The following is a 26,232-nucleotide window of genomic DNA, read 5'->3' on the forward strand; positions in this document are numbered from 1 at the left end:
TAGCAAATGACCGCCTACAAAAAACTCGAAGCCACCCATAAACGCCTGTCCGCCTTGCGCAACGCGGAGGGCATTCTGTTCTGGGACCACGAGACCATGATGCCGCCCGGGGCGGCAGCCGGCCGCGCCGAAGTTGAGGCTGAGCTCAGCCTGATCCAGCACGAGATCCAGACAGACCCCAGGATCGCCGACTACATCGCTGAAGCAGAAGACGAAAACCTCGATCAGTGGCAGAGTGCCAACCTGCGCGAGATCAAGCGCCTTTATCAGAACGCCAACGCGGTACCCGCCGATCTGGTAGAAAGAATGGTCATGGCGCGCTCCGAGTCCACCATGGCCTGGCGTGAAGCGAAGCCCGCGAATGATTTCAAACGCCTCGCGCCCAAGCTTGAGGCGCTGTTTGCCCTGAAACGGGAAGAGGCGCAGATCAAGGCCGAACTGTTCGGCATCACACCTTACGAAGCAATGATGCAACAGTACGATCCGGGCCGAAGTGAGGCCCAGGTCGATGCGATTTTTGATGACCTGGCGGCGTTTCTGCCGGAATTTCTGCAGCAAGTGCTGGCCAGGCAGGCAGCAGGCCCGGCACTTATCATGCCGCCAGGCCCCTTCCCGCTGGACAAGCAGGAAAAGCTCAGCCGCGCAGTGATGGAAACGCTCGACTTCCCCTTTGATCGCGGACGGCTGGATGTGGCGGCACACCCGTTCTCCGGTGGCGCCGACGGCGACAATCGAATCACCACACGCTACCTCGAAGAAGACTTCACCGCCAGCCTGATGGCCGTCATTCACGAGGTCGGCCATGCCCTGTATGAAGATGGCCGCCCGCAGGAGTGGCGCAGCCAACCGGTGGGCAACAGCCGCGACATGACCGTGCACGAGAGCCAGTCATTGTTGCTGGAGATGCAGGCAGGACGCTCGGAAGAGTTTATTCGCCATCTGGTTCCCATGGCGCGTGACATCCTGGGTGGCAATGGCCCGGCATGGGAGGTCGATAATATCGTGCGCTTGCAGCACAAGGTGGAGCCCGGACTCATCCGTGTCTATGCCGACGAGGTCACCTATCCTCTACATGTGATTCTGCGTTACAAACTCGAAAAAGCCATTGTCGCCGATGACATTGCCATCGCCGACCTGCCGCTGGCATGGAACGACATGATGGAACAGTACCTGGGCATACGTCCGGAGAGCGATACAGACGGCGTCATGCAAGACATCCACTGGCCGGAAGGCCTGTTCGGTTACTTCCCCACCTATTCACTGGGTGCCATGGCTGCCGCCCAGATCTTTACCGCCGCCAAACGCGACGAGCCCGGGATTATGCCCGGACTCGCTCAGGGAAATGTCAAACCACTGTTCGGCTGGCTCAATGAGAACATTCGCTCCCAGGGCTGCCTCTACCTCCCCGATGAATTGATCGAGCGAGCGACAGGCGAGCCGCTGGGAACGGCGGCTTATAAGGCAGCGATCGCCGCGCGATATCTTAACTAGGCGAAGGACTCTCCCTTCGCCGCCATATCGAGCAGTAACTGTGGCGGCTCGAAAGCATCACCATACTGAGCCGCCAGCGCCTTCGCCCGCTCAGTGAACGCACTGATCCCGTAGGCGTTCACACACTGGTAAACACCCCCCGTATGGGGCGGGAAACCGATCCCCATGATGGAGCCGATGTTGCCGTCACCAACTGAGGTCAGCGTACCCTCCTCCATGATCCGAATCGCTTCGAGCACCTGAGAGAACAGCAGGCGATCCTTAACATCCTCATAGGGGATATCGATGTAACCATCGCTGGCGAACAGGTCCTTCAGGCCTGCCCAGGTGCTTATCTTCTTGCCCTTGGCGTCGTAGTCATAGAATCCTGCGCCCTTGGCCTGGCCGACCCGCTGCGCCTCTTCCACCATGATGCGGATCACTTCGGATTCCGCCGAAGGCTCAACCGTCTCACCGCGAGCCTCGGCATCCTCTCGCTGCTGGTTGGCGGCGTGGTAGGCGGTCTCCAGTGAAATGGTATCGAGGGTTTCCAAGGGACCCATCGGCGAGCCATTAAAGGCTGCGCCGTTCTCAATCAGTGCAGGGTTCACACCCTCGGCGAGCATGCGCTGGCCCTGGGTAATGGTCTGGCCAATCACCCGCGTGGTGAAGAAGCCCGGAGCATCCTTCACCACGATGGGTTTCTTGCCAAGCTTCTGCGCCAGGTCAAAGGCCCGGGCCAGGCACTCATCCGAGGTCTTCTCGCCGGTAATGATTTCTACCAAGGGCATACGTTCAGCCGGAGAGAAGAAATGCATGCCGATGAAATTCTCGGGGCGCACCGAAGCCGCAGCCAGCTCAGTGATGGGCAGGGCCGACGTGTTGGTAGCAAATATGGTGGATTCGCCTAATACCGCCTCGGTTTCACGGGTTACGCTGGCTTTTACTTCACGGTTTTCAAAGACCGCCTCGATCACCAGGTCACAGCCAGCGAGATCCGCCAGCTCGGCCGTTGGCTGGATGCGCGCCAAAATTTCCCCGGCCTGCGTTTCATCGATGCGCCGGCTCTTTTCGCAAGCCGCTGCCGCGTAGGCCTTGCCCTTGTCCGCATTCTCCTGGGTGAGATCCTTGAGCACCACGTCTATCCCTACCTTGGCCGCATTGAATGCAATACCTGCACCCATAACACCCGCCCCGAGGATGCCGAGTTTTTTAACCTCGGTCTTTTCGACGCCCTTCGGGCGAGAGGCACCGGCGTCCAGTGCATTCATCTGCACAAAGAACGTGGTCATCATATTGCGCGACACCTGGTCCAGTAGCAGGCGTTGAAAGTAGCGCGACTCGATCTTCTGCGCGGTATCGTAGTCGACCCTCGCCGTGTCAATGACCGCAGCGATGATCACCTGAGGCGCGGTCATATTGCCCTTCGTCTGGTTCATCACGTTAACCGGGCCGAAATAGGTGAGGCCCTGTGTAGCCTCATCGTCTGGCGTACCGCCAGGCATCACGTAAGCGGGCTCTTCCCATGGCTGCTTCGCCTCCGGGTTGGCCTTGATCCAGGCCTTAGCCCTGGCGGCCATCTCGTCTTCGTCTGCGGCAAGTTCATGCAACAGACCTTTCTCCACCGCCTTGCTGGCAACGAGCTGCTTGCCCTGCGAGATCAGCGTCAGTGCCTCCTGCATCCCCAGCATACGAGTCATGCGCACAATTCCCCCGGCACCCGGCAACAGACCCAGCATGGCTTCCGGCAGACCAACCTTCACCTTGGGTGAATCCAGCGCAATACGGTGATGGCATGCCAGCGCAATCTCGTAACCACCGCCAAGAGCGGGACCATTGATACCCACAGCAACAGGAACGCCCAAGCGCTCAATTCTCGCCAGCGGCTCCTTGGCATCCAGCAGGCCCTGATACATTTCCTCCCGCTCTTGCTGTGACGGGTTCAGGTCCATCTCCAGCATCAGGGTGATATCACCACCGGCGAAGAACTGACCAGGCTTGCCAGAGCGGATGTACAAGCCCTTGAGCTCATCGCCCATAGCCTCCAATTCATCCAGTGCCCTGGGCATGGCCTCGGCGTACTCCTCGCCCATCACATTTACAGATTTCCCCTCCTGATCAAAGATCAGGTCGACAATGCCATCGGCGTCTTTTTCCAATCGGATATAGCTCATCTTATTTCTCCTTAAACGCGCTCGATGATGGTGGCAATGCCGATACCGCCGCCGGCACACAGCGTCACGAGCCCGGTATTCAGGTCTCGGCGCTCCATCTCGTCCAGCAAGGTGCCAAGCACGATGGCGCCGGTGGCGCCGATGGGATGACCCATGGCGATCGCGCCGCCATTGACATTGATCTTGTCCGCGGGAACATCCATCAGCTGTTGATAACGCAGTACGACAGAGGCAAAAGCCTCATTGAGCTCGAACAAATCAATATCGTCCGTGGTCATGCCTGCCAGCTTCAGCACCTTCTCCGATGCTGGCGCCGGGCCAGCTAGCATGATGGTTGGCTCAGAGCCAGTAACCGCCATTGCCTTGATGCGCGCGCGGGGCTTGAGGCCCTGATCATCTCCCGCCTGTTTATTACCCAACAACACCAGGGACGCCCCGTCCACCACGCCGGACGAATTCCCGGGCGTGTGCACGCAGTCGATTCTCTCCACCTGGGGATACTTGAACTTGAGGAAGTCACCGTGGCCAAAATCGTTGAACATGGCGAAGGAAGGGTTTAGCCCCGCCAGCACTTCCATGCTGGTCGGCCGGATTAACTCATCGTGAGCAAGGACGGTGACACCGTTGAGATCCTTGACCGGCACAATGGAATTGTCGAAATAGCCGTTGTCTCGGGCGTGGGCTGCGCGGCGCTGGGATTCGCAGGCGTAGCGATCCACATCCTCGCGGCTAAAGCCGTCGAGATGGGCCAGTAAATCGGCGCCCAGCCCCTGGGAGATGCCATAACTTTTCATAGCAACCCAGGCATCCCCCGCGGCGGCACCGGAGGCACCGATGCCAAGGCGCGACATACTCTCCACGCCACCGGCGATACCCATGGACTCCATACCGGACATGATTTTCATAGCGATATTGTTCACCGCGTCCAGGCCACCGGCACAGTAACGATGCAACTGGGCACCGACAGTCACGTCATCCCAACTGGAGTAGACCAGGGCAGTTTTGGCAATATTCTGCCCCTGTTCATTCACCGGCTCACCGGTCGCACAGATAAAGTCTTCCACCTGAGTGGTATCAAGCTTGTGCCGGGCTTTCATCTCTTCCAGAAGATTGGTGACCAGATCGATCGGCTTGACCTCATACAGGCCCCCACCGGGTTTTCCCTTTCCGCGTGGAGTGCGGATAGCATCGTAAATATAGGCGTCTTGGGGCATGGTGTGTTCCAGTGTGAGGTCATTCATTGGGCAGCCAACATACCCGAAGACGACGCGGCCACAAGCGATCGAACGTAATTAGGAAGCGGCGTTTATCCATTTGAACTACGGTTCGGAAGTAGCTGTGCCAATCGGCCACAGGCTGATGACAAATTCTGCCACCGACGCCAGCACCGCCACCAAACCATGCTAATCTTGGACGCTATATTGTCGACATCATTCAGCTGAGGACCGAATCAGTGATGGAAGAACTGCAACATCTCACAGGCCAGCTTGCCGGCTATGGTTCCGTCATCGCCACCATCCTGGCCGTCATGCTGGGAGGTATCGCCGCAGTGGTTATGCTGTACAAGCTCGCCACGTCTGTCATCAACCCTGCTGGCCACTACGCCCGGGCAATGAAAGTTGGCTTCGGCACTCTCTACGCCATGATCCTCGTGGTCACGTGCCTGCTGGCCGCAGAAAAAATTGGCCTGAATGTGGCTGGCCTTGGAGGCCCTGTCATCCTCCTGGTCATGGTGGCCTCGGTCATCGTCTTCTTCCTCCTTCCGTTTCTGCCCCGCCTCCCCTTCGTAGTGGGGGACATGGTGCAAATAAAGGATGTGATGGGCACCGTCGAGGCAATGACGGCCTACCAGGTTGTAATGCGCACATTCGATGGCCAAACCGTCTTCATTCCCACCGCAGTAGCGATGGCCTCCGCCATTCGCAATTTTTCAGCCATACCTCACCGCCGCATCGAAATGAAGATCGACATCTACGCCGCCGACGATATCGAACGGGCCCGATCCATGCTGCTGGAAAAGATGAACGACAACCCCAAGGTAATCGAAGATCCGGCCCCAGCAGTCTATATCGTCAACGTGACCGGTGAACGCGCCAGCATGGTCGCGTACTGCTGGGTGGAAAACGCCGACTGGTTCGCTACTCGCGATGCACTGTGGGTCGCTGTTTCCAGCACATTCGCCGCTGACGATAAAGTAAATCTGGCATTGCCACAGCTGGATGTAATATCAGCGCCATAGCGACACCGATAATCTGATAGACTTCTGGCCTCGAAGTACCTCCCGGTTGTAAAACTCAGTGACCCAACTCAATCCCCGGCAGCGCGAGGCTGTCCGCTATATCGACGGCCCCATACTGGTGCTGGCCGGTGCCGGCTCAGGCAAGACCAGCGTAATCACCCAGAAGATCGCCTACCTCGTCAAAACCTGTGGCTACCGCGCCAACCGCATTGCCGCGGTCACCTTTACCAACAAGGCCGCCCGCGAAATGAAAGAGCGCGTCGGCAAGTTGCTCGGCAACAATGCCGAAGGCCTCACGGTGAGCACCTTCCACCAGCTTGGCCTCAAGATCATTCGCCAGGAGCGCAAGCACCTGAGCCTCAAGAATGGCTTCTCGATCTTCGACGGCCAGGACACCCAGGCCCTGATCAAGGACCTGCTGATCCAGGAACACGGCTCCGATGGCGACCAGGCCCAGACTATCGCCAACCAGATCTCCAACTGGAAGAATGACCGACTGCTGCCAGAGCAGGCGGTGGCGAAAGCCAAGAGCCCTGCAGAAATACTCTGCGCCCAGGCCTACCTGCGCTATCAGCGCGCCCTGAAAGCCTACAACGCGCTGGACTTTGACGACCTTATCCTGCTGCCCACAGTGCTTTTCGACGAGCACCCGGACGTGCTGGAGAAATGGCAGAACCAGGTTCACTATCTTTTGGTCGACGAGTATCAGGACACCAACTCCAGCCAGTATCTGCTGGTCAAACAGCTCGTAGGCCTGCGTGGCGGCCTCACGGTGGTGGGCGATGACGATCAGTCAATCTACGCCTGGCGCGGTGCCAAGCCGGAGAATCTGGCGATGCTGCAGGAGGATTTCCCGGCCCTGAAACTGGTGAAGCTAGAGCAGAACTATCGTTCCACCTCACGGATTCTCAAGGCGGCCAACACCTTGATCGCCAACAATCCCCACGTCTTCGACAAGTCGCTGTGGAGTGAACTGGGCTATGGCGACCCGCTGCGAGTCATCCGCTGCGCCGATGAAAACCACGAAGCCGAGCAGGTTGTGGCGGAAATTATCGATCACAAACTGCGCAAGAAAACGCGCTACGGCGACTACGCCATTCTCTACCGCGGCAATCACCAGGCCCGGCTGATGGAACTCGCGCTGCAACAGCAGCAGGTGCCCTATCATCTGTCCGGTGGCACCAGTTTTTTCAGCCGCAATGAAGTCAAGGACATCATGGCCTACCTGCGCATGCTGGTGAATGAGAACGACGACAACGCCTTCCTGCGCATCGCCAACGTGCCCCGCCGCAAGCTTGGGGCGTCTACTCTGGAAGCACTGGGCAATGTTGCCAACGCCCGCCACTGCAGCCTGAGCCAGGCCTGCGGCCGCGCCGACAACGGCGACATCCCCGACGCAGGCCTCAATCGGCTGCGGGAATTCCGTAGCTGGGTCGACGGCTTCCGCCGCAAGGTGGAGGGCGGCGAAGGCATTTCGGCCGTGCGCCAGATGATTCGCGAAATGCGCTACGAGGATCACCTCAACCAATTGAGTTCCAGCGAGGATGTCGCCCAACGCCGTATGAGCAATGTGCATTTCCTGGTGGACTCCTTGCACAAGGTCATGAGTGACGAGGACGTTGCCCTGGAAGAGGCCATTTCGCGGCTGATCCTGCGCGACCTGCTGGAGCAACAGGAGGAAGAGGACGCCAGCCCCGACAATGTGCAGATGATGACCATGCACGCATCCAAGGGTCTCGAGTTCCCCCACGTGTTTATCATCGGGATGGAGGAAAACCTCCTGCCCCACCGCTCCAGCGTGGAAGATGGCAACGTGGAAGAAGAGCGCCGCCTGGCCTACGTGGGTATTACCCGGGCGCGTGAAACCCTGGCCATGACCATGGCTGCCAAACGTCGCCAGTTTGGGGAAACGATCAACTGTGAACCGAGCCGGTTCCTGGATGAACTACCGGCCGACGACCTGACCTGGCAGGGCGGAGTAGATGAAGAGGAAGGGGCGAACGAACAGCGCGGCCAGGAAACCCTGGCCGGGCTGATGAATATGTTTACTTAATAACGCGGAAGAACGGATCCAGAGGCTGGTCAGGGCAACTATCGGCGTAGACCGTGTACTTATAGTTGAAGCCTTCTTTTGCGCTTTTGGCCACCGGCGGCGAAGTCGCCACCCCATTACCCCCGGGCTTTATCGGAGTCCCTACAAAGGGGTCGTACCAGATACTAAAATCCTGCGCAGGCATGGGCGTTCCGGTCTCATCGTAGGCACGCCATTCAACTCTCGTCGGAGGATTAACCCCTGCGTTCAGATCGACCACAAGCGGCACCACCGAGATTGGGCAACCATTCTTGAAAACGATCGCCACCTCCTCGCGATTGTTGTTTGCCTCGGGCTCTTCAGACGCATTGACACTCGGGCCGGCACAGCCGGAAATTCCTGCAAATGCAGCGGCCATCACAATGGTCTTGATACTGCATAGCGGGGTGCCCGAAATGGGGCTGCTCTTTTGGTTCATGTATATCTCCTTGGTTTTTATCGCGCAGTTTTATTCCCTCTGCGCCATTGAAGCCTCATAGCGAGGCAATTCCTTCAGTCCGTTTAAATTAGCATCTGCCAGCGCCACGTGCATGGGAAAACCATTGTCCATAGCCGACTCCAGTGAACCCATGGCGTCGTCGTAGTCACCCAGAGAGGCCAGCGCTGTCGCGGTGGAATATTTAACGTAGACATCATTAGGGGCGAGGCCCAGGGCTCGACTGATGTAGTCACGCGCCATATCGGTATCACCAAGCGCCGCATGATAATGACCCATTAGTGCCAGAGTATGGGCATCGTTCTCATTGATCGCCAGATGCTGCTCTGCCAGCTTGATGGCATTTTCATACATCGGCCCAGCCATCTCACTGCCACCCGAAGCGTATCTATAGACATCGCCAAGATTGCCCCAGAGCTCATAGTCCTGCGGAGAGAGCTCTACCGCCTTGTGATAGAGAGGTAGGGCTTCATCGTAGCGCCTCATGAAATAAAGGCTGGTGGCGACATTGGCATAGGTCACACCCGAGGGACTGAGGTCCAGCGCTATTTCCCAGGCATCGACTGCTCGCTGGTACTCTCCCGTCATGAAATAGGCCGCCCCCAGATTGTTGAATGCACCTGCACCATCGGGCATCAGGTCGGCAATCCGCTGGTAATACGGTATGGCCTCTTCCGGCCTACCACTGTCAAACAGGAAATTTCCCATCTTCTTTTGGGCTCGCCAGTTATCAGGATTGAGGGCCAGGGCGCGGCGGTAATGCTCGCCTGCCTCCACCATCAACTGCTGTCCAAAATAGGCATCAGCACGCCCCAGCAATGCCTCGACATAGCCCGGCTTGAGCGCCAGAGCAGTGTCAAACTCAGTTAACGCTTGCTGATACTGGCCAGACACCAGATAGAGGTTGCCCAGCCCGATGTAGACCCCGGGCGAACGGCGGTCCAGGGTCAGTGCTTTCTGACACGCTACTTCCGCCTCGGAAAATAGTGCGGGCGCCCGCGCCTCCGAATAAAGCCCGAGCAGCGCTTCACACTTGCCCGCATAGGGGTCGGCGAACTCTGGATTGGCAGCAATAGCCTTGTCGAAAAGATTGATCGCATAGGTGAGATTTTCCGGATCGCCAACAGTGCGGAGATAGGCCCGCCCGCGGAGATAAAATTGATAGCCCTCACCATCCAGTTTTTCGCCCCGTGCCAGCACATCTCGAGACTCATCAGAAATAATAAGTTCGAGCTGCTTCACCACCTGGGCGGCGATTTCATCCTGAAAAACAAGCGCATCCTCCAGCGAGCTATCGTAGGTTTCAGACCAGACGTGGAATCCATCCTCGGTATTGATGAGCTGCGCCGTTACCCGCACCCGGTCGCCGGCAGGGCGCACACTACCCTCCAGTACATGCTCAACGCCGAGCCGGCGTCCCACTGTCTGAATATCGAGGTCCTTGTCCTTGAAGTAAAATGAGGAGGTGCGCGCTGCAACATTCAGTTCATTGATCCGCGCCAGCAGGTTCAGAATTTCCTCCGCCAGGCCATCCCCTAGATACTCAAGCCCCGTGTCCTCACTCAGATTTACGAACGGCATTACCGCGATGGAGGCTTCAGCAAGCGCTTGCTCAGCGGGCGCAGAGCTCGGAGGGCTGGCCAGACGGCCGACGTAGAGATAGCCGACCAGGCCGCACAAGATCAGAACGAGGGTGAGCTCGATAATACGTGCGGAAGAAAATTGGCCGTCGGCAGTTGCTTCACCGCCGCCATTTTCGGTTCCGCCCTTCCCCTCTGGTGAAATCTCAAACAACCAGGACAGAATCAGGGCAAGGGGAAATCCGAGCGCGGCGATCACCAGAACGGCGCTGACCGTCCAATCGGGGAGCCCGACTACCGGGAAAATCACGTCAGCGACTTGCAGCAGTGCCCATGCGCCGGCGCAATACACCGCCGCGGTGCGGTAAACCTTTCGGCTTCTCAGCTCACTGACAAACTGCCGTAACTCCATGTCGCTGCACAGCCAGGGAAAGAATCTCTAAGTGTATGTCATTTTCAGGATTCAGCAATGGGCGGGTTTCCCCGCCCATCCTAGTCTGGATCGCGCGGTGCGGCGGGAGGGAGCACAACCCCTTTCAGCCGCTCGCGCGTGCTCTGCACAATGGCGTAGAAACCGGGCACAAAATACACCCCGACCAGAAGCGCCGCCACCATGCCACCAAGCACGGTTACGCCCAGTGATTGCTGCCCTGCAGCACCGGCGCCTGTGGCCAGCGCCAACGGCAAAATGCCTAGAATAAATGAGATCGCAGTCATGCAAACAGCGCGGAAGCGCAAGCGGGCGGCATCCCGAGCCGCCTTGATAATGTCCACGCCATCTTGCTCGCGTTTCTGGCGCGCAAATTCGACCACCAGAATCGCGGTCTTCGCCGACATACCAATCAACAACACGATACCTATCTGGGCGTAGAGATTGAGCGCGATACCGCTAATCACGAGCGCGGCAACTGCGCCCCCCACGGCCATCGGCACTACCAATAGAATGGCAGCTGGAATCGACCAGCTTTCATATTGCGCTACCAGAAAGAGGTAGACGAAAATCAGCGCCAGAAGATAGGCAAAGATCGCTGCGCTACCAGCCTTACGCTCCTGATAAGACATTCCGGTCCAATCAACGGTATACCCCGCTGGCAGGCTGCTGCGGGCAATCTCTTCCATCGCCGCCATCGCCTGGCCACTGCTGTAGCCCGGCGCCGCGGTCGCCTGCACCGAGGCAGAGCGGAACAGGTTGTAACGGCTGGCGATATCCGGACCGAGAATAGGCTTGGTGTTAACAAACGTACTCAATGGCACCATGTCGCCCATACTGGATTTCACATAAAATCGATCGAGGTCTGACAGGTCGGATCGATAATTCGATTCCGCCTGCATGATCACGCGATAGGTCTGGCCGAACTTGTTAAAGTCATTGATATACAGCGATCCCATCTGCGCCTGCAGGGTCACGAACACTTCGTCGAGGCTCACCCCAAGGTTCTTGGCCTTGACCCTATCCACATCCACAAAGTACTGGGGTACGTTGGCGCGATAGGTGCTGAAGACACTGCGCAGCGCCGGCGACTGGTTCGCCTCAACAATAAAGTTATTGAGCGCCGTTGCCAGCTCCTGAGAGGACCGCGACAAACTGTCCTGCACTATTAATTCCAGACCACCTGAAGCCCCCATGCCGGGTACCGCTGGTGGCGTGAGCGCAAACACCTGAGCCTCCGGCACGAGCATAAAGCCCTGGGCATTAACACGCTCTGCTACACCAAAAGAACTCGACTCATAGTCCTGGCGCTCATCCCAGGGTTTAAGGCCGACGAACAAAGTACCGCCGTTACTGCTCATTGCTCCTGAAAGCAGTGAAAAGCCCGAAATCGCAGTGACGTTTTCAACCGCCGGGTCCAGAGAAATAAGGCCGTTAAGCTTGTCCATCACCTGCTTGGTGCGATGCAGGGAAGAACCATCGGGCAACTGCACGCTCACCATCATTGCGCCTTTGTCTTCGCCGGGCACAAAACCAGTTGGGGTAGAGACAAAGCCAAATGCAACCGCCGCTGTGAGCCCAATGAAAATCAGCGTAAGGGTGCGGAGTCGGGCCAACAACCAACCGACACCGCCATCGTAGACCGTCGTAAGCCGGCCAAAACCCGCCAGGAATTTATCGTACCAGCGGGCATTCACCTGCTTGCCCGGCTTTAGCACAAGACTGCAAAGCGCCGGGCTCAGCGTGAGCGCATTCAGCGAAGAGAAACAAACCGCGATACAAATTGTGACAGCAAACTGACGGTACATGACTCCGGTAATACCCGGCAGCAAAGCCACCGGTATAAACACCGCCAGCAGCACCAGGGTAGTGGCGATAATCGGGCTCCCAACTTCCTGCATGGTGACCTTGGCCGCCTCTGCCGGTGTCATATTGGGGTCTTCCCTGAGATGACGATCGCAGTTCTCTATCACCAGAATCGCATCGTCCACGACGATACCAATCGCCAGAATCAGGCCAAACAAGGTGATCGTATTAATGCTCATCCCTACAGTCAGCAGTACCGCGAAGGTAGCCACCAGCGACACGGGAATGGCCACTGCAGGCACCAGGGTGGCGCGGAACGAGCCGAGAAAAATATAGGTCACTGCAATAACCAGGAGTACCGCCTGGAACAGGGATACCACGACCTGGCTCACTGCGGTGCTAACGTAGCGCGTGGTGTCGTAGGGCAGCACGTAGTCCATACCCTCAGGAAAGTCGCGAGACAAGCGCTCCAGCAACTCGTCAACTTCTGCGCCTACCTCCAACGCATTGGCGTCCGCCAACTGGTATACGGCCAGGTTCACCGCTGGGATACCATTGGTTTCACCATAGAAATTATACGCCGACTGCCCCAACTCGACCCGGGCGATATCCTTGAGATAGATCGCAGAACCGTCTGCGGCTGCACGCAGCACAATATTCTCGAACTCACTAACCTCCTGCAGCCGACCCTTGGTTTGCAGGCTGAACTCTGCTTGTAACGGCCCCTCAAAAGGCGGCGCGCCGATCTTGCCCGCTGCGACCTGCACGTTCTGCTCGCGCAATGCCGAGTAGACCTCGCTCACGGACAGACTATAGATAGCCATCTTGTCCGGGTTCAGCCACAGACGCATAGAATAATCCGCCTCACCCAGGATTGACGCTTCAGACACACCGGGCAGGCGCGCCAGCGCGCTCTGCAGATTTATCTTCACGTAGTTGGAAACAAACTTGTAATCCAGTTTTCCACCCGGTGCGGTAAAACTGATCAGCTTGAGAATATCCGGCGATCGCTCAGAGATATTGAGCCCCATTGCAGTCACCTCGGCGGGGAGCGAAGGCTCAGCCAGCTTGACCCGGTTCTGCACCCGCACCAGGGCCATATCGGGGTCCGCCCCCACCTCAAAAGTCACAGTGAGTGAGTAGCTGCCGTCATTGGCGCTCTTGGAAGACATATAAATCATGTCCTCTACACCGTTTACAGCGTCTTCAATGGGGGTGCCCACAGTGGTTTCTACGATCTCGGCAGAGGCGCCGGGGTAAACACCGCTCACCACAATATTCGGTGGCGAGATGGCCGGGTATTCATTGACTGGCAGGGCGTAAATGGAAAGCCCACCAGCGAGGGTCAGCACAATGGCGATGACCATCGCAAACTTGGGCCGCTCGATAAAAAACGCACTGAACATGAGTTTACCCCGTTACTCAGAAACAGGCGCGGCAGGCGCGCTTGGCATGGGCGTTGCTTTGACAGTCATGCCCGGACGCACCTGCTGCAAGCCACGGACGACAATAATGTCGTCTTCTTCGAGCCCTTCAAGCACCAGGACATTGGTATCGAGGCGGAAGCCCAGCTCCACATTGCGCCGCACAATCTTGCTCTCTGCATCGACCATCAACGCGAAAGCGCCCTGCTGATCAGCCTGAACAGCGGCCTGGGGTATGAACAAGCCATGGAGCAGCTCGGTCTCGTGCAGGATTACCCGCACGTACTGGCCCGGCACCAGCAGCGACCGCGAATTGGGAATACGTGCGCGTGCCTCCAGCGTGCCGGTGGCCTGGTCCACACGATTGGCGAAGTAGTCGATTCGCCCCACTTCCGGGTAGGCGAGACCGTTTGTCAGCTCGAGAGTGACCTCTACTGACCGCAGCTTGTCCAGGTCCAGTTCTTCAGTAAACCGCTGTTTCATTGCCGCTACATAGGTGGACTCACTGATCCGGAACAGCGCTTCGATGGGATCAATGCTCACCAGGGTGGTGAGATTACCGGTGCTGGGCCCAACCAGGTCGCCGACACTGACCAGGCTACGACCAATACGACCGGTAATCGGTGCTTTGATCGTGGTGTAACCCAGATTGACCTGAGCGCTGGTCACCTCGGCCTGGGCGGATTCAAGCTGGGCATCGGCATCCAGGCTCTTGGCGGTAAGTTCATCCATCTCAGCCTGGGAAATCGAACCTGTGGGTATCAGACCCAGACCTCGCTTGTAGTTGCGTTCGACATTACTCTGATTTGCCACGGCTGCAGCATAACCTGCCTCTGCCCGCGCCAGAGCGGCATCGTATTCGGATGCATCCAGGGTGTAGAGCACATCTCCCGCCTGCACGAGCTCACCCTCGCGGAAATCCCGACTCGTGACATAGCCACCGACTTTAGCCTGGATTGCGACGTCGTCAATTGCTTCCAGGCGGCCCACAAATTCCTGTTCGGGTTGATAGGGCTCAGACACAACCTTGTCGACGATAACCTCGACCATGGGCATCTGCGGCGCCTCTTCGGAGCAAGCGCTTATGAGTGGTAATAGCAGGGCAGCGAGCAGGATACGCGGCATGAAAAAACCTCCGGGAAACATATACTTAAATGTAGCAAGATTTGACCGATCTGCCGCATGATAATTGCGAACACAAAAAAGGCCGCGATGCGTTTGCAGCGCGGCCTTCCTGGTCATCGCTGGGTTACTGGCTGCCGGCGACCATGTAGTCAACTGCAGCGGCAACTTCCTCATCGGAGCAGCTCATACAACCGCCCTTGGCGATCATGCCCGTGCCGGGCACACCGTTGACACCGCTGGCGTACAGCGCGTCGTTACCTTTGGCGATACGATCAGCCCAGGCCGCAACATCGCCCAACACAGGTGCGCCACCTGCACCCGTGGTGTGGCAGGCCATACAAGCAGCGTTGTATACGTCTTCACCAGAACGAGGGCCGCTTGAAGCAGCCACAGCTGCTCCGCCGCAATCGCTGTCGCCCTGCAGGCACACTTCGCCGATCGGCTTGAGGCGCTCTTCAATAGCAGCTCGCTGCTGTTCTGTAGGTTCGGCAGTGGCACCGAGTGCCAGAATCATGGCCACCAGGCCGAGGGCGTAACGAATAATCACAATGAGGTCCTCTATCAGTCCGGCGCGCATTATAGCCACTATTGGAGTGGGGGAAAACTCACTCTGGCCGGAATATTGGCACAGACGTCAATTCAACCTACCATGACTTGCGCCATATCAGGCCGGCATAACCACCAAGGAACCCTGCAGATGAAGCTCTACACCTACGATCCCGCTCCCAATCCCCAGCGTCTGGGCCTGTTTCTCAAGTACAAGGGGATCGAAATCGAGACCCAGCAAGTGGATCTGATGACGCAAGAGCAGCTGGGCGAGGCGTACAGTGCCATCGTCCCCGACCGGACCGTGCCGGCACTGGTGCTGGATGACGGTACGGTGCTGACCGAAGTGATAGGCCAATGTATCTATCTGGAGGGCCTCTACCCGCAGAAACCGCTGCTGGGCACCACAGACCTGGAGCGCGCCCAGATCATTAACTGGGACCACAAGTTATACCTGACCCTGCTCCAGGGTGTCGCCGAGATCCTGCGCAACACCAGCAAGGGTTTCGTCGACCGCGCCATACCTGGCCCGATGAACCTGCCACAGATTCCGGAGCTCGCCGAACGTGGACGCGCCCGGCTGGAATTTGGATGGAAAGAAATGAACGCTGAGCTTGAGAGCAAGACCTGGCTGGCTGGCGACTCATTTTCCTTCGCCGATATCGATATGGCTGTACTCTATGGATTCTCTGGCTGGGTAAAGGCTCAACCTCCAAAAGAGCTGGAAAACGTACATGCTTATCTGGCAAGGGTGCAGGCGGAGCTGGCCTGAGCCACAGGAACAGCGCTCAAAAATAGAAACCCACTTGCACAAACACGGCCGGGCCGGTCGCCAGGGTCAGCCCGTCCACGCCGGTTTCCAGGCCACCAAATTCAGTGCCGCTGGGCCCCACAGGCAAATTCAGAGCCCCCAGAATCTGCCAGTTCTGGGCCAGATCCCACTGCCCACTCACCTGGGCCAGGGCGGAGTTATCACCGAGGTTGTAGAACAGGGTTGGCGTCACATTCACCAGCGGCGTGACCTCCACCATCAATGAACTGGCCAGATAGTGCCGTCCAAGTGTGAACAGTTCGCCGCGGACAAGCCGCGCCACGAGGTCCTCCGCTGCCGCGATCTCTTCTGTCGAGTAGTTGTCCTCCCGCAGTCCGAAACCGTTAAAAAAGTACTCTGCAATGCCGCTGACGTTGTAACCAACCCACACCCATGAGTAGGACCAGTTAAGCACCAGACTGGCCTCCCACCCCGACTCCACATCGGTGGCAACAACATCGCCGCGTACCACGGCATCACCTACATTCATCACGGCGCCCAGCCCCATCAGCGTCTCGTCATAGTGCTGCGCCAATAACAAGTCAAACTCGCGATCCAGCGCGAAGCTATGGTATTTGAGCGCAGTTGAGCTGACCTCCGAGGTCACGTCGCCATCATCATCCCTGCGCTGAACATTCACCAGCTGCCAGTCATTGCCCGAATCCAGAAGGTATTGACCGTAAAACATGTCGTCCCCCACCTTGTATTCGGTGTCCACAGCCGCCGGGTCGAAAGGATTAAAGAAATCCATAGGGTTGTAGATCAGGCCGTTGCCCCAGCTCACAGCCTGGCGGCCGAAGCGCACTACCGTTTTCTCGCCGCGATAAGCGAGATGCAGGCGATCCAGGCGGTGAGTTAACACGTGGTCCTCGCCGCTGTTGATTTCACGGGTTAAATCCCACCAGCGATATTCGTCATCAATGGCACCCGAGCGCGGACCAAACAATCCGTCGAGTTCACCGGCGGCACTGACACTGTCACCGTGCTGCCCCACCAGCTGGTAATCCGCCTGCCACTGCCAGGCGCCGGAATCTGCGCCGAACTTGAGCCGCGTGCTCACGGCCTGATCATTGCTAACCGCCCCCAACTCACCCCTGAACAGACTGTCTTCCGGGTACGTGGAAGTAAGCCACCGACCTTTCACGTGGCCTGCATCAAATAGCGGTAGCTCAGCGAGGGCAGCACCACTTATCGCCGACAGAAACAGCACCGCCATGACAAAACGCATCAGCTGGCTTGCACTTCGTCCGCGACCAACTGGCCATCTCGCAGTTTTACCAGGCGCCGGGCATACCCCATAACCCGAGTGTCGTGGGTAGAAATCACGAACGTAATGCCCTGCTCGCGATTGAGCTCCACGAACAGCTCCATCAGCTGCTCAGCACTGTGGCTGTCCAGGTTAGCGGTAGGTTCATCCGCCAGTACCAGTGCCGGTTCACTCGCAATAGCTCTGGCAACAGCCACCCGCTGCTGCTGCCCGCCCGAAAGCTCCGCCGGCAGTCTTTCTTCCATTCCGGAAAGCCCCACCTGGGCAAGAACAGCATTCACCCGCTCTCGCCGCTGCGCCACGGCGACACCTTGCACCTCCATCACGAACTCGACATTTTCCCGGGCCGACAGTACCGGCACCAGGTTATAAGCCTGAAACACAAAGCCAATGCTATTCAGGCGAAGGTCAGCCAGCTCTCCCTTTGACAGGGTATCCAGCCGTTGTCCGCCCACTGTCACCTGCCCGCTATCGGGCGTATCCAGGCCACCAATCGCATTGAGAAGGGTCGTTTTGCCAGACCCAGAGGGCCCGGCGAGGCAGACGAACTCTCCCGCTTCGATGTCGAGACTGACCTTGTCCAACCCGGTAATTTCCTGGTCTCCCTGATGGAAGACCCGGCATAAATCCCGACACACAACCGTGCTCATAACATATTCCTTCAGGTTTTATTCAATGCGCGCACTGGGTCCAAGCGCGACGCGCGCCATGCGGGGAGCAGGCTTGCCGTGAGACCGAGAACAATAACAACCCCGGTCGACATCCACATATCCGAGGCCTGCAGCGCGGGGTAGAGGGTTGTCCCCATACCCATCATTTCCATGCCCTCGGCCACCATGGAGATATCTATCCCACTTTCGAGCGGCTTGATCGTCAGCCAGGCCAACAGGTTTCCTGCCCCCAGACCCAACAACAGCAGATACAGGCTTTCGAGCAGGAACTGCTGCAAAATCAATGTAGGGCGCACTCCAAGCGCCTGCTGCAAGCCGATCTCTCGTGTGCGCTCAAACACCGCCATGACCAGGGTATTGACCAGCCCAAAGGACAAGGCGAGAAAGATCACCACCATGAAGATCAGGGTGAAACCATCCTGCACCTCCAGCATGCTGTCGAGAAAAGGCTGCAACTCCATCCAGGATTGCACTTCCAGCTCGCTGCCTGCCGCGACCTGCAGCGCCGGCAACCATCGCGCCACAGCGCGATAATCTCCCCCGGTAACGGCCACCTCGGATACCTGGCCCGGCACCGATAGCATGGCCTGCAGCACCTCCCGGCCCGCATAGGCAAACTGCTCTTCGGTACCCTGCAACCGGGCTCGATAAATGCCGACGACCCGCGTTCCTCGGTCTGCCACGTTGTTGTCGGGGTCCTGTGACATGATCACCACACGTTTGCCAAGCTGGGTGTCCAGGCGCCGGGCCAGCGCAGCGCCTATGACAAGGCCGCGATCATCCACCCCCTCAAGGAAGCGGCCGGCAATGATTTCCTCCGGCAGCGCATCCACGCCCCCCTCTGTCGCCGGGTCAACACCGAGCAGCGTGACGCCGCGGCTCTCTCGCTCACTGGCGATCACCGCGGGCACGCGAACCCGCGCGGACCAGGCTGTGACAGGTGCCGCTTCAAGCGCCTCCAGCAGTTCACCCCCGGGCATGGGAAGGGAGTTCACAACGCTGGGATCAGCGCGATAATTGGGATGGTGAATCTGGGCCTCGCCAGGCAGGTTGTGCAGACCATTCACCAGCACCTGGTCGGTCATGCCACGCATCAGGGCGGACATAAATACCATTGCCCACACACCGGTACCAATGGCCAGTAACATAATCAGAGTGCGACGGTGGTTGCGCCAGAGATTGCGCCAGGCCAAGCGTGAAGATACCGCGATAGCGCCCGTCATCAGACAGCCCTCATCGCTTGCACTGGCTCCAGCCGATACAGGCGCAGCGACGGATATACCGCCGCCAGCATGGTGAACAAAAACACTGTGACGGGTCCCCACATCAGCGCCACAACACTCACCTGCGGATAAAACCGGCTGTCCATGTTGAACTGGGCCGCCATCTCCTCCATCCCCGGATAGCTAAACCCGGCGTAGGCTAACCACGCCACGACAAGGCCGCCTGCGACCAGGCCGAGCACAAGCCCCAACAGTGACATCAAAAATGTTTCTATCGCCACCAGGCGCGCAAGGCGCCCCGGCCCCATTCCGAGGGCGAGCATGACCCCGAACTCCCGGGTGCGTTCCAGCACCGACATTAACTGGGTGTTCAGTACGCTGAAAGCCACGAGAAGAATAAACACGGAGTACATCACCCAACCGGAAGCCAGGTCAGAGCGAATTGCCTGGCGCAGTCCAGGCTGCAGCGCATCCCAGTCGAGCACAGTGAGGCTGGACTCCGATGGCAGCAGTGTGGCGACACGCGCTACAGCACCATCCACCTGTTCAAGATCCGGCACCCGAGCGACAACCACATGGCCATGATCTCCCATACTGAAGACATCCTGGAACCAGTTGAGAGGTACCTGGGCAACACTGCGATCGATTTCGTCCATACCGGTTGCGACAATCCCGACCACCGTTGCCAGCCCCGCGGCAAAAGAACCGTCGCGACCGCTGCCAAGGAATGTGAGCTCATCGCCCAGACCGACCTTTAAGTTGCGGGCCAACACTGCCCCAATGACGATGGCATCGCTGTCGTCGGGCTGCAGATAACGCCCCTCGCTCACCAGGCCCGGCAGACTGGATACCAAGCGCTCGCGCTCCGGCTGCACGCCCGCCAACAGCACGCCGAACGACCGGTCGTCGCTGGAGGCGAGGGCAAAAGCCTGCCCTCGCGCCGCGACAGTATCCACACCCAGCTCAGCGGCCACTTTGTTCGCCAGAGCCTCCACCGCAGGCACGGTATCGCGCATACGCTGGTCTTCGTTGTAATCCGCGTGCTGAACCTGCATATGACCGGTGACCATCGCCAGGCTGTTGTTGATCATCATGTCGTAAGTACCCAGCTGCAGGGAGATCATGAAAATCAACAGGGTATTGCAGAAGACCATGGCTGCCACCGTAAGCCAGGTCCGCCGGCTGTGACGCCACAGATTACGCCAGGCCAACCGCCAGTTGACGCTCACTGGCGCGGGTTTCTCAGATTGGAGAGCGTGAACAGATTGCCCGGCAGCTCAAGGTCATACTCCACCGCCTCGGTGCGCACTTCGGTCCACTCATTGGGGGTGTCCACTTTCGCCATGCGCAGCCGCGTAGCCGTCATTCGGCCGCCCATCTCACGAATCTCGTGGGCTTTGAGAGTCTTGACCAGCTCACCGTCCTGGTCCCAGAACTGCTGCTCCAGCAACACCCAGTCCTCGCGAACGCTCAACACCTCGCGCCCCCACACTACCGCTGCTTCTTCGTGCGGAATTGATTCAATCACCCAGACCTGCAGCCCCTCGTGTTCGCGGGTTTCCAGCAAGGAGTGATCGTAGTCTTCGATGATGGCGGTATCTTTGCTGATGTCCTTGTTGGAAAAATCCGAGCCCATCCAGTTTTGGCTCATCATTGACGAGGGCACCTTGATCACGCGATTGATCTTGGGGGCGTAAGTCCACATGTTGCTGTCGACAGAGAGAGTGCCATTGCCAGCATCTTTCTTCGGCTCAGTAACACGCACCAGGGTCTTCTTATCTCCCTCACTCCAGCCGCGCATGGTCATGCTGCGTTCCCAATCGGGCCGATGGATGACCATCGTCATCTCTGAATAGGAGGTTTGCCCGCGATAGTGATCCATCGCCTTGCGGATAATGTCCTGGGCACTGATATCGTCAGCGGCGCTTGCGGTACCAAGGGCGAATGCCAACACTAGCGGAAGCCATTTCATGGATCACTTTCTCCTGTCGAGGTGGACACAGTGTAAACAATCACCCGACCGGCAGAAATAGATGTCCACAAATGCGCATCACTACGTTATATATCAAGCATGCGTTTTTTCCTGCTGCCACTGTTCTGCCTGCTTCCCTCTCTCATGCTAGCGGCCTGTGACGCATCCGATCACAACCAACCGTTCGCTACCTATCTGGCGAGGCTGGAGAGGACCCTGGATCGCCCTGCGACTCAGCCTCACCTGGCGGTGAGCACGCCCCGCCGCCCTCGAACAGGCCAGCTGCGTATCGCCGTGCCTGCTGACGATCTGGATGTCCTGGACTTTATGGACCTGCGCGGCTGCACGTTGCAAGAGACCATCGGCAAGCGCAACAGCGTCCTCGGACGGCACGCACGCGACTCACAGCGCCTGTTGCTGGAACTCGAATTCCTGCGCCGGGCGCCCGCCTGTATCGAAATGCTACGACGCGATGGTGACAATGCACTGGCGGAACAATTAACCAGAAACATGGCGACAAAGCACGAGCAGCTGCCGGCACGCATTTTCAACGCCACCCTGGGTAACGATGAGTACGCGCGTTTCTGGCGCCCTGCAACACTGTCGCGACAATACCCGGACAGCACCTCTTCCGCCCCGGTGGCAGCATTGGCCTCTGTTAATGCGCTGGCAAGCCGCTGGCTGGCAGGCGACTACGCAGCAGACAATCGTGAATTCGAGTTACTGCTCTATGATCTCTCCATTGGTGACGGAGGCACACTGTGGCTGGCTCTGGATCAACAGGCGGCATGGCTTGATGCCGCCAACAGCGTTCTGGCGACGTACGCTGCCAACGGGCCAATGTGCCGCGGACAAATCAGGCCAGAGGCCGCAGACATTCTTCCTGCGGTAGTTAAGCGATTTTTTATCCAGGATATACAGCCCCGAGCCGCCAAGCTGGGCCAGCGCTATCACCAACTGCTACCACCAGTACAGGCGCTGGAAACCTTGCTTGAGGACGCGCTCCCAGACAACTATCGCAGCTGGCAAAGACGGCGCGACCAAGATCTCGAGAACTACCGCGATGCCCCGAGATTTCACGTCAGGCAACTGCAGACATTGCTTGGAAGCTGCGGTGGCATCAACGGGAACTGACGACGGTGTCGCCGGTCCGATATTCCGTTACACTACTCGGCAAACTCATCCCGTTGGAGACACCAATGAAAAGCTGGAAGCGTATTTCCGCAACCTTCCTGACCCTCACTGCAGCCCTGTTGCTGGGTGCGTGCACGACCCCACCGAAGCCTGTATTTGACTACAAGCAGGACTACGACTTCACCAAGGTACGCAACATTGCTCTCTACAAGGGCTCCGGCCAGGTGAGCGGCGACAACCCCCTGCAGCTGAGTGATTTCCAGAAAGAGCGCATTGACGACGCCCTGATGGATACACTGCGCATGAAGGGCTTTAACGTCGTCGACGATGCCAGCCAGGCAGACATGCTACTCACCTGGCACCTGGGCACCCAGGACAAAACTGATGTCCGCACCTACGAGACGCCCGCCAGCATGAGCGCCGGCTACGGCCGCTACGGCGGTTACAACCGCTACAGTATGTACAACTGCTGGAACTGCACCAACACAGAGGTTCGGGTCAGCAACTACACCGAGGGCACTTTCATTATCGATATGATTGACCCGGAACTGAGGAAAAGTGTGTGGCGCTCTGTGACCCAGTCCAAACTCAAGGGCAAGAAAGACGAGGATGAGCCGGGTGAAATCAACGAAGCAGCCCAGCGCGTACTCGCTGAGTTCCCGCCTCTATAAGCTGACAGGCAAATGACCGGTGGGGGCCCTGGCCCCTGCCAGTACAGCTGCCAGAGCAATATAAGCCGGGCCAGGTATTCCCTCCAGGCCCACCGCAGCGCCGTCATAGCTGGCCAACACAGTGTCCGCCAAAGCGTAAAACTCTTTCGCGCGGTACGGCGAGTTAAGCATTACCACACCTCGATGACAGCCCTGGGCCTCGGCCAGCAGGGCTTTCAAAACCGTAGCAGGGCGCTGGTCGGCCAGCCCGGGTAAATCTTCCGCGCCACCGACAACCACCGCACTGATAGCCGGCTCACTGACGCCGACAACATAAGCATCACACGCCCTGACCTGCTCGCGCTCAAGCGCCAGATCGAGCGCCGTGAGTGACTGATATGTAATCTCCAATTCTGGCCGCATCTGGGTAAGCGCCATTGCCATCGCGCTCGCCGATTCTGCATTGGGCATCAACAGGTGCACGCTTGATACGCTTGCAGGCAAGCCGCCCTCACCTTGCAAGGCGGTGACACTACCGGCAGCTATCCGGGCCTCAAGTTCGCGATGCGCCTCGTTGGCCAATGCGCGCCCTGCCCTGGGCTTAGATGAGGTTTCAGCTGAGGGCTCGGGCAAGGCGTACTCTGCACGCATGGCAGCAACCCTCAACGCAGATGTCCGCAGTTCAGCTTCATCGAGCTCGCCGGCGCGAACGGCGGCAGCGAGATCATCGACCAGAGCGCGCAACGCAAGGAGGCTTGCGGTATCACGCAGAAGCAGTGGCATCAATGCGATATCCGCGCCCGCCCGGAAGCACTCCAGGGTCGCTTCCAGCGGTGACAGCATCTGGCTGATGGCACCCATATCCATAGCGTCGGTGATCACCACACCCTCAAAGCCCAGTTCACCGCGCAGCAGGTCGGTAAGAATCCTGCGCGACAGGGTGGCCGGGCGCACCACGCCATTACCCGACAGGGTGCTGCTATCCAACGATGGGTACTGAATATGTGCAGTCATCACCATTGCGGGATCAGAGCGAGCGATGACAGTCGCAAAAGGCTTCAAATCGATAGCGTGGGCCTCGGCCGCGCTTCTGCTCACCAGTGGCAGCCCAGTGTGACTGTCCTGGCTAGTATCTCCATGGCCCGGGAAGTGCTTCAGGGAGGCGGCAACACCACCGTCCTGAATGCCGTCAGTGACCGCACTTCCCAGCTCGGCCACCACCTCGGGATCATCGCCAAAGGCGCGTACATGAATGACGGGGTTCGCGGGATTGCTGTTCACATCCAGGCTGGGCACGAAATTCACATTGATTCCCAGTGCCAGTAGCTCCGCTGCCTGGGCCCGTGCCATGTCACCCGCCAGCGTCGCGCGATCGCCGGGAGAGCAGGCAGCCAGAGCCATATTGCCACTAAAACTGGTGCATTCACGGCGCGGCAAGCGGGTCACGCACCCCCCTTCCTGATCGACACCGACAAGCAGCTCGGGCGAGATACAGCGGCGCAGCTCGGCGGTCAACTCGCAGATCTGTGCGATATCGGCCAGATTTTCCCGAAACAAAATCACCCCGCCTGGCTGGATATCTCGCAGGGCCTGCACAAGATTGGCTGGCAGCTGCCGCACCGGCTCGGACCCAGTACCACTGTCGAACAGGCGGATATCCACCATCAGCTTGAGCGCAATACATTGCTCTATAGTCAGGGTGGCGGAGGATTTCATGGTCTGGCAATGTCTCAAAGGGAAGCAAAGGCCCACCATAACCGGTGCTACCCCAAGGGGTAAACCTGTTCGCGAGCTGTTCACTCACACTCCACTTGTTGGTACCCTAGCGGCCTTTCGCCTGTTGCGGCGCAAACCCCTTCGGGCCGATACACTCTTTCCTGTCACGGAGCACCAGTTTGGATTCCATCATCGTCAGAGGCGGCCGCCGCCTGGACGGCACCGTCTCTACCAGCGGCTCAAAAAACGCCGCACTGCCCATCCTGTTCGCCTCTCTGTTGGCCGACGGGCGGCACGAATTTGAGAACGTCCCTCATCTGAAAGACATCCAGTCAACCGAGCAATTGCTGGAGTCTCTGGGTGCCAGTTGCCACCGGGACGGCGAGAAGTTCATCGTCGACGTCCAGTCCGGCGGCGACCATGTCGCAGACTATGACATGGTGCGCAAGATGCGCGCGGGCATACTGTGTTTGGGCCCCCTGCTGGCCCGTTACGGTGAGGCCAGGGTTAGCCTGCCCGGTGGTTGCGCCATCGGCTCACGCCCGATCGACCTGCACATAGAAACCATGCGTCGCCTCGGCGCAGACATCAGCAGCGACGGTGGCTACGTGATCGCGCGGGCCCAGCGTCTCGTTGGCGGACGCATCCTGTTCGAGAAAGTCACTGTGGGTGGTACCGAGAATGCCCTGATGGCCGCCAGCCTCGCCAGCGGCACCACGGTGATCGAAAACGCGGCCAAGGAGCCGGAGGTTGTCGATCTCGCTCACTGCCTGATCGGCATGGGCGCCCGGATCGAAGGTGTGGGCACCAGTGTGATCACAGTCGAGGGGGTCGAATCTCTCAGCCCAGCAAGACACCGCATCATCCCGGATCGCATTGAGGCAGGAACCCTGTTGCTGGCCGGCGCCATCACCGGGGGCAATGTCACCGTGGACAAGTGCATCCCCGAGCACCTGTCATCGCTGGTAGACAAGCTGCGCGACGCGGGCTTCCGTATCGATGTCGCCGACGACGCCATCACCGTGAAAGCCGCCGAGGGATGTCGCGCCGTGGACATTTCCACCGCGCCCTACCCGGGCTTCCCGACTGATCTACAGGCCCAGCTAATGGCCCTGATGACCCAGGCAAAGGGCACGTCAGTCGTCACCGAGGGCATCTTCGAAAACCGCTTTATGCACGTACAGGAACTGGTGCGCCTGGGGGCCGATATCACCCCCATGACCCAGGTTGCCGTGGTCCGTGGCGAGCACGATGGACTCAGCGGCGCTCAGGTAATGGCTACCGACCTGCGCGCCAGTGCCAGCCTGGTTTTGGCGGGCCTGGTTGCTGAAGGTGAGACTGAGGTCAGCCGCATCTATCACCTGGATCGCGGCTACGAGCACCTTGAGAAAAAACTCGCCAGCCTCGGTGCAGACATTGAGCGCCGCACTGAAGAACAACCCCTGGCCGACGAACCGTAAATAGAC

Annotated in this window: 20 protein-coding genes; 7 read left to right on the plus strand and 13 right to left on the minus strand. The window is 58.6% G+C overall.

Going from position 1 to position 26,232, the window contains the following annotated elements; genetic code table 11:
• Positions 1-6 precede the first annotated feature (6 nt).
• Positions 7-1,491: a carboxypeptidase M32 gene (locus EY643_RS16575; protein ID WP_153240274.1), complete on the plus strand. Its 1,485-nt coding sequence runs from the start codon at positions 7-9 to the stop codon at positions 1,489-1,491.
• Here the strand turns inward: EY643_RS16575 and EY643_RS16580 are convergent.
• On the minus strand, positions 1,488-3,644 hold the full coding sequence (locus tag EY643_RS16580; protein WP_153240275.1) for a 3-hydroxyacyl-CoA dehydrogenase NAD-binding domain-containing protein: 2,157 nt from the start codon (positions 3,642-3,644) through the stop codon (positions 1,488-1,490). The genes EY643_RS16575 and EY643_RS16580 overlap by 4 nt on opposite strands.
• Before the next feature lie 11 nt (positions 3,645-3,655).
• Entirely contained in the window at positions 3,656-4,885 is a 1,230-nt protein-coding gene (locus EY643_RS16585) for an acetyl-CoA C-acetyltransferase (protein ID WP_240732743.1), read from the minus strand.
• A gap of 215 nt (positions 4,886-5,100) precedes the next feature.
• Here EY643_RS16585 and EY643_RS16590 point away from each other — a divergent pair, with 215 nt between their 5' ends.
• Both EY643_RS16590 and rep read left to right on the plus strand, forming a co-directional pair.
• Positions 5,101-5,883 (plus strand): mechanosensitive ion channel family protein, encoded by a 783-nt coding sequence (locus EY643_RS16590; protein ID WP_153240277.1) that lies wholly within the window; start codon positions 5,101-5,103, stop codon positions 5,881-5,883.
• Positions 5,884-5,941: 58 nt separating this feature from the next.
• A complete protein-coding gene (rep, locus tag EY643_RS16595; RefSeq protein ID WP_153240278.1) occupies positions 5,942-7,936 on the plus strand; it encodes a DNA helicase Rep in 1,995 nt (664 codons plus the stop codon).
• On the opposite strand, the gene EY643_RS16600 is transcribed toward rep, so the two are convergent.
• The 5 genes from EY643_RS16600 to EY643_RS16620 form a co-directional block, all read right to left on the minus strand.
• Positions 7,929-8,393, minus strand: a complete 465-nt coding sequence (locus EY643_RS16600; protein WP_153240279.1) for a hypothetical protein — start codon at positions 8,391-8,393, stop codon at positions 7,929-7,931. The two genes, rep and EY643_RS16600, sit on opposite strands and share 8 nt — an antisense overlap.
• 30 nt (positions 8,394-8,423) lie before the next feature.
• The gene (locus EY643_RS16605) at positions 8,424-10,403 is read right to left on the minus strand and encodes a tetratricopeptide repeat protein (RefSeq protein ID WP_153240281.1); all 1,980 of its coding nucleotides are present in this window, start codon (positions 10,401-10,403) and stop codon (positions 8,424-8,426) included.
• An 80-nt stretch (positions 10,404-10,483) separates the two neighbouring features.
• Complete coding sequence (locus tag EY643_RS16610; protein ID WP_153240282.1) at positions 10,484-13,633, minus strand: efflux RND transporter permease subunit; 3,150 nt, start codon at positions 13,631-13,633, stop codon at positions 10,484-10,486.
• 12 nt (positions 13,634-13,645) lie between these two features.
• Positions 13,646-14,776 (minus strand): efflux RND transporter periplasmic adaptor subunit, encoded by a 1,131-nt coding sequence (locus EY643_RS16615; RefSeq protein WP_170287437.1) that lies wholly within the window; start codon positions 14,774-14,776, stop codon positions 13,646-13,648.
• Between the two features lie 124 nt (positions 14,777-14,900).
• The gene (locus tag EY643_RS16620; RefSeq protein WP_338035551.1) at positions 14,901-15,323 is read right to left on the minus strand and encodes a c-type cytochrome; all 423 of its coding nucleotides are present in this window, start codon (positions 15,321-15,323) and stop codon (positions 14,901-14,903) included.
• Between the two features lie 150 nt (positions 15,324-15,473).
• Between EY643_RS16620 and EY643_RS16625 the strand changes: the two genes are divergently transcribed.
• On the plus strand, positions 15,474-16,094 hold the full coding sequence (locus EY643_RS16625; RefSeq protein WP_153240286.1) for a glutathione S-transferase family protein: 621 nt from the start codon (positions 15,474-15,476) through the stop codon (positions 16,092-16,094).
• A gap of 16 nt (positions 16,095-16,110) precedes the next feature.
• Here the strand turns inward: EY643_RS16625 and EY643_RS16630 are convergent, their stop codons facing one another.
• Genes EY643_RS16630 through EY643_RS16650 form a run of 5 tightly spaced genes read right to left on the minus strand, consistent with a single transcriptional unit; the run spans position 16,111 to position 21,266 of the window.
• Positions 16,111-17,361 carry a hypothetical protein gene (locus EY643_RS16630; protein ID WP_153240287.1) on the minus strand — a complete coding sequence of 417 codons (1,251 nt, stop codon included), beginning with the start codon at positions 17,359-17,361 and terminating at the stop codon, positions 16,111-16,113.
• Entirely contained in the window at positions 17,361-18,050 is a 690-nt protein-coding gene (locus EY643_RS16635; protein WP_153240289.1) for an ABC transporter ATP-binding protein, read from the minus strand. The genes EY643_RS16630 and EY643_RS16635 overlap by 1 nt, the downstream gene beginning before the upstream one ends.
• An 11-nt stretch (positions 18,051-18,061) precedes the next feature.
• Complete coding sequence (locus EY643_RS16640; protein ID WP_153240291.1) at positions 18,062-19,294, minus strand: ABC transporter permease; 1,233 nt, start codon at positions 19,292-19,294, stop codon at positions 18,062-18,064.
• Positions 19,294-20,523 carry an ABC transporter permease gene (locus EY643_RS16645; protein ID WP_153240293.1) on the minus strand — a complete coding sequence of 410 codons (1,230 nt, stop codon included), beginning with the start codon at positions 20,521-20,523 and terminating at the stop codon, positions 19,294-19,296. Before EY643_RS16645 ends, EY643_RS16640 begins: the two co-directional genes overlap by 1 nt.
• Entirely contained in the window at positions 20,520-21,266 is a 747-nt protein-coding gene (locus EY643_RS16650) for an outer membrane lipoprotein-sorting protein (RefSeq protein ID WP_153240295.1), read from the minus strand. Before EY643_RS16650 ends, EY643_RS16645 begins: the two co-directional genes overlap by 4 nt.
• Before the next feature lie 99 nt (positions 21,267-21,365).
• On the opposite strand from EY643_RS16650, the gene EY643_RS16655 reads away from it, so the two are divergent.
• Positions 21,366-22,400 carry a DUF3080 family protein gene (locus EY643_RS16655; protein WP_240732744.1) on the plus strand — a complete coding sequence of 345 codons (1,035 nt, stop codon included), beginning with the start codon at positions 21,366-21,368 and terminating at the stop codon, positions 22,398-22,400.
• Positions 22,401-22,465: 65 nt separating this feature from the next.
• Positions 22,466-23,071 carry a DUF4136 domain-containing protein gene (locus EY643_RS16660; protein WP_153240296.1) on the plus strand — a complete coding sequence of 202 codons (606 nt, stop codon included), beginning with the start codon at positions 22,466-22,468 and terminating at the stop codon, positions 23,069-23,071.
• Here EY643_RS16660 and EY643_RS16665 read toward each other — a convergent pair.
• Complete coding sequence (locus EY643_RS16665) at positions 23,066-24,766, minus strand: glycoside hydrolase family 3 protein (protein WP_170287438.1); 1,701 nt, start codon at positions 24,764-24,766, stop codon at positions 23,066-23,068. The genes EY643_RS16660 and EY643_RS16665 overlap by 6 nt on opposite strands.
• A gap of 179 nt (positions 24,767-24,945) precedes the next feature.
• Here EY643_RS16665 and murA point away from each other — a divergent pair, with 179 nt between their 5' ends.
• The gene (gene murA, locus EY643_RS16670; RefSeq protein WP_153240299.1) at positions 24,946-26,226 is read left to right on the plus strand and encodes a UDP-N-acetylglucosamine 1-carboxyvinyltransferase; all 1,281 of its coding nucleotides are present in this window, start codon (positions 24,946-24,948) and stop codon (positions 26,224-26,226) included.
• The last annotated feature ends 6 nt before the right edge of the window (positions 26,227-26,232 follow it).

It is taken from the genome of Halioglobus maricola, assembly GCF_009388985.1.
GTDB classification, from domain to species: Bacteria; Pseudomonadota; Gammaproteobacteria; order Pseudomonadales; family Halieaceae; genus Halioglobus; species Halioglobus maricola.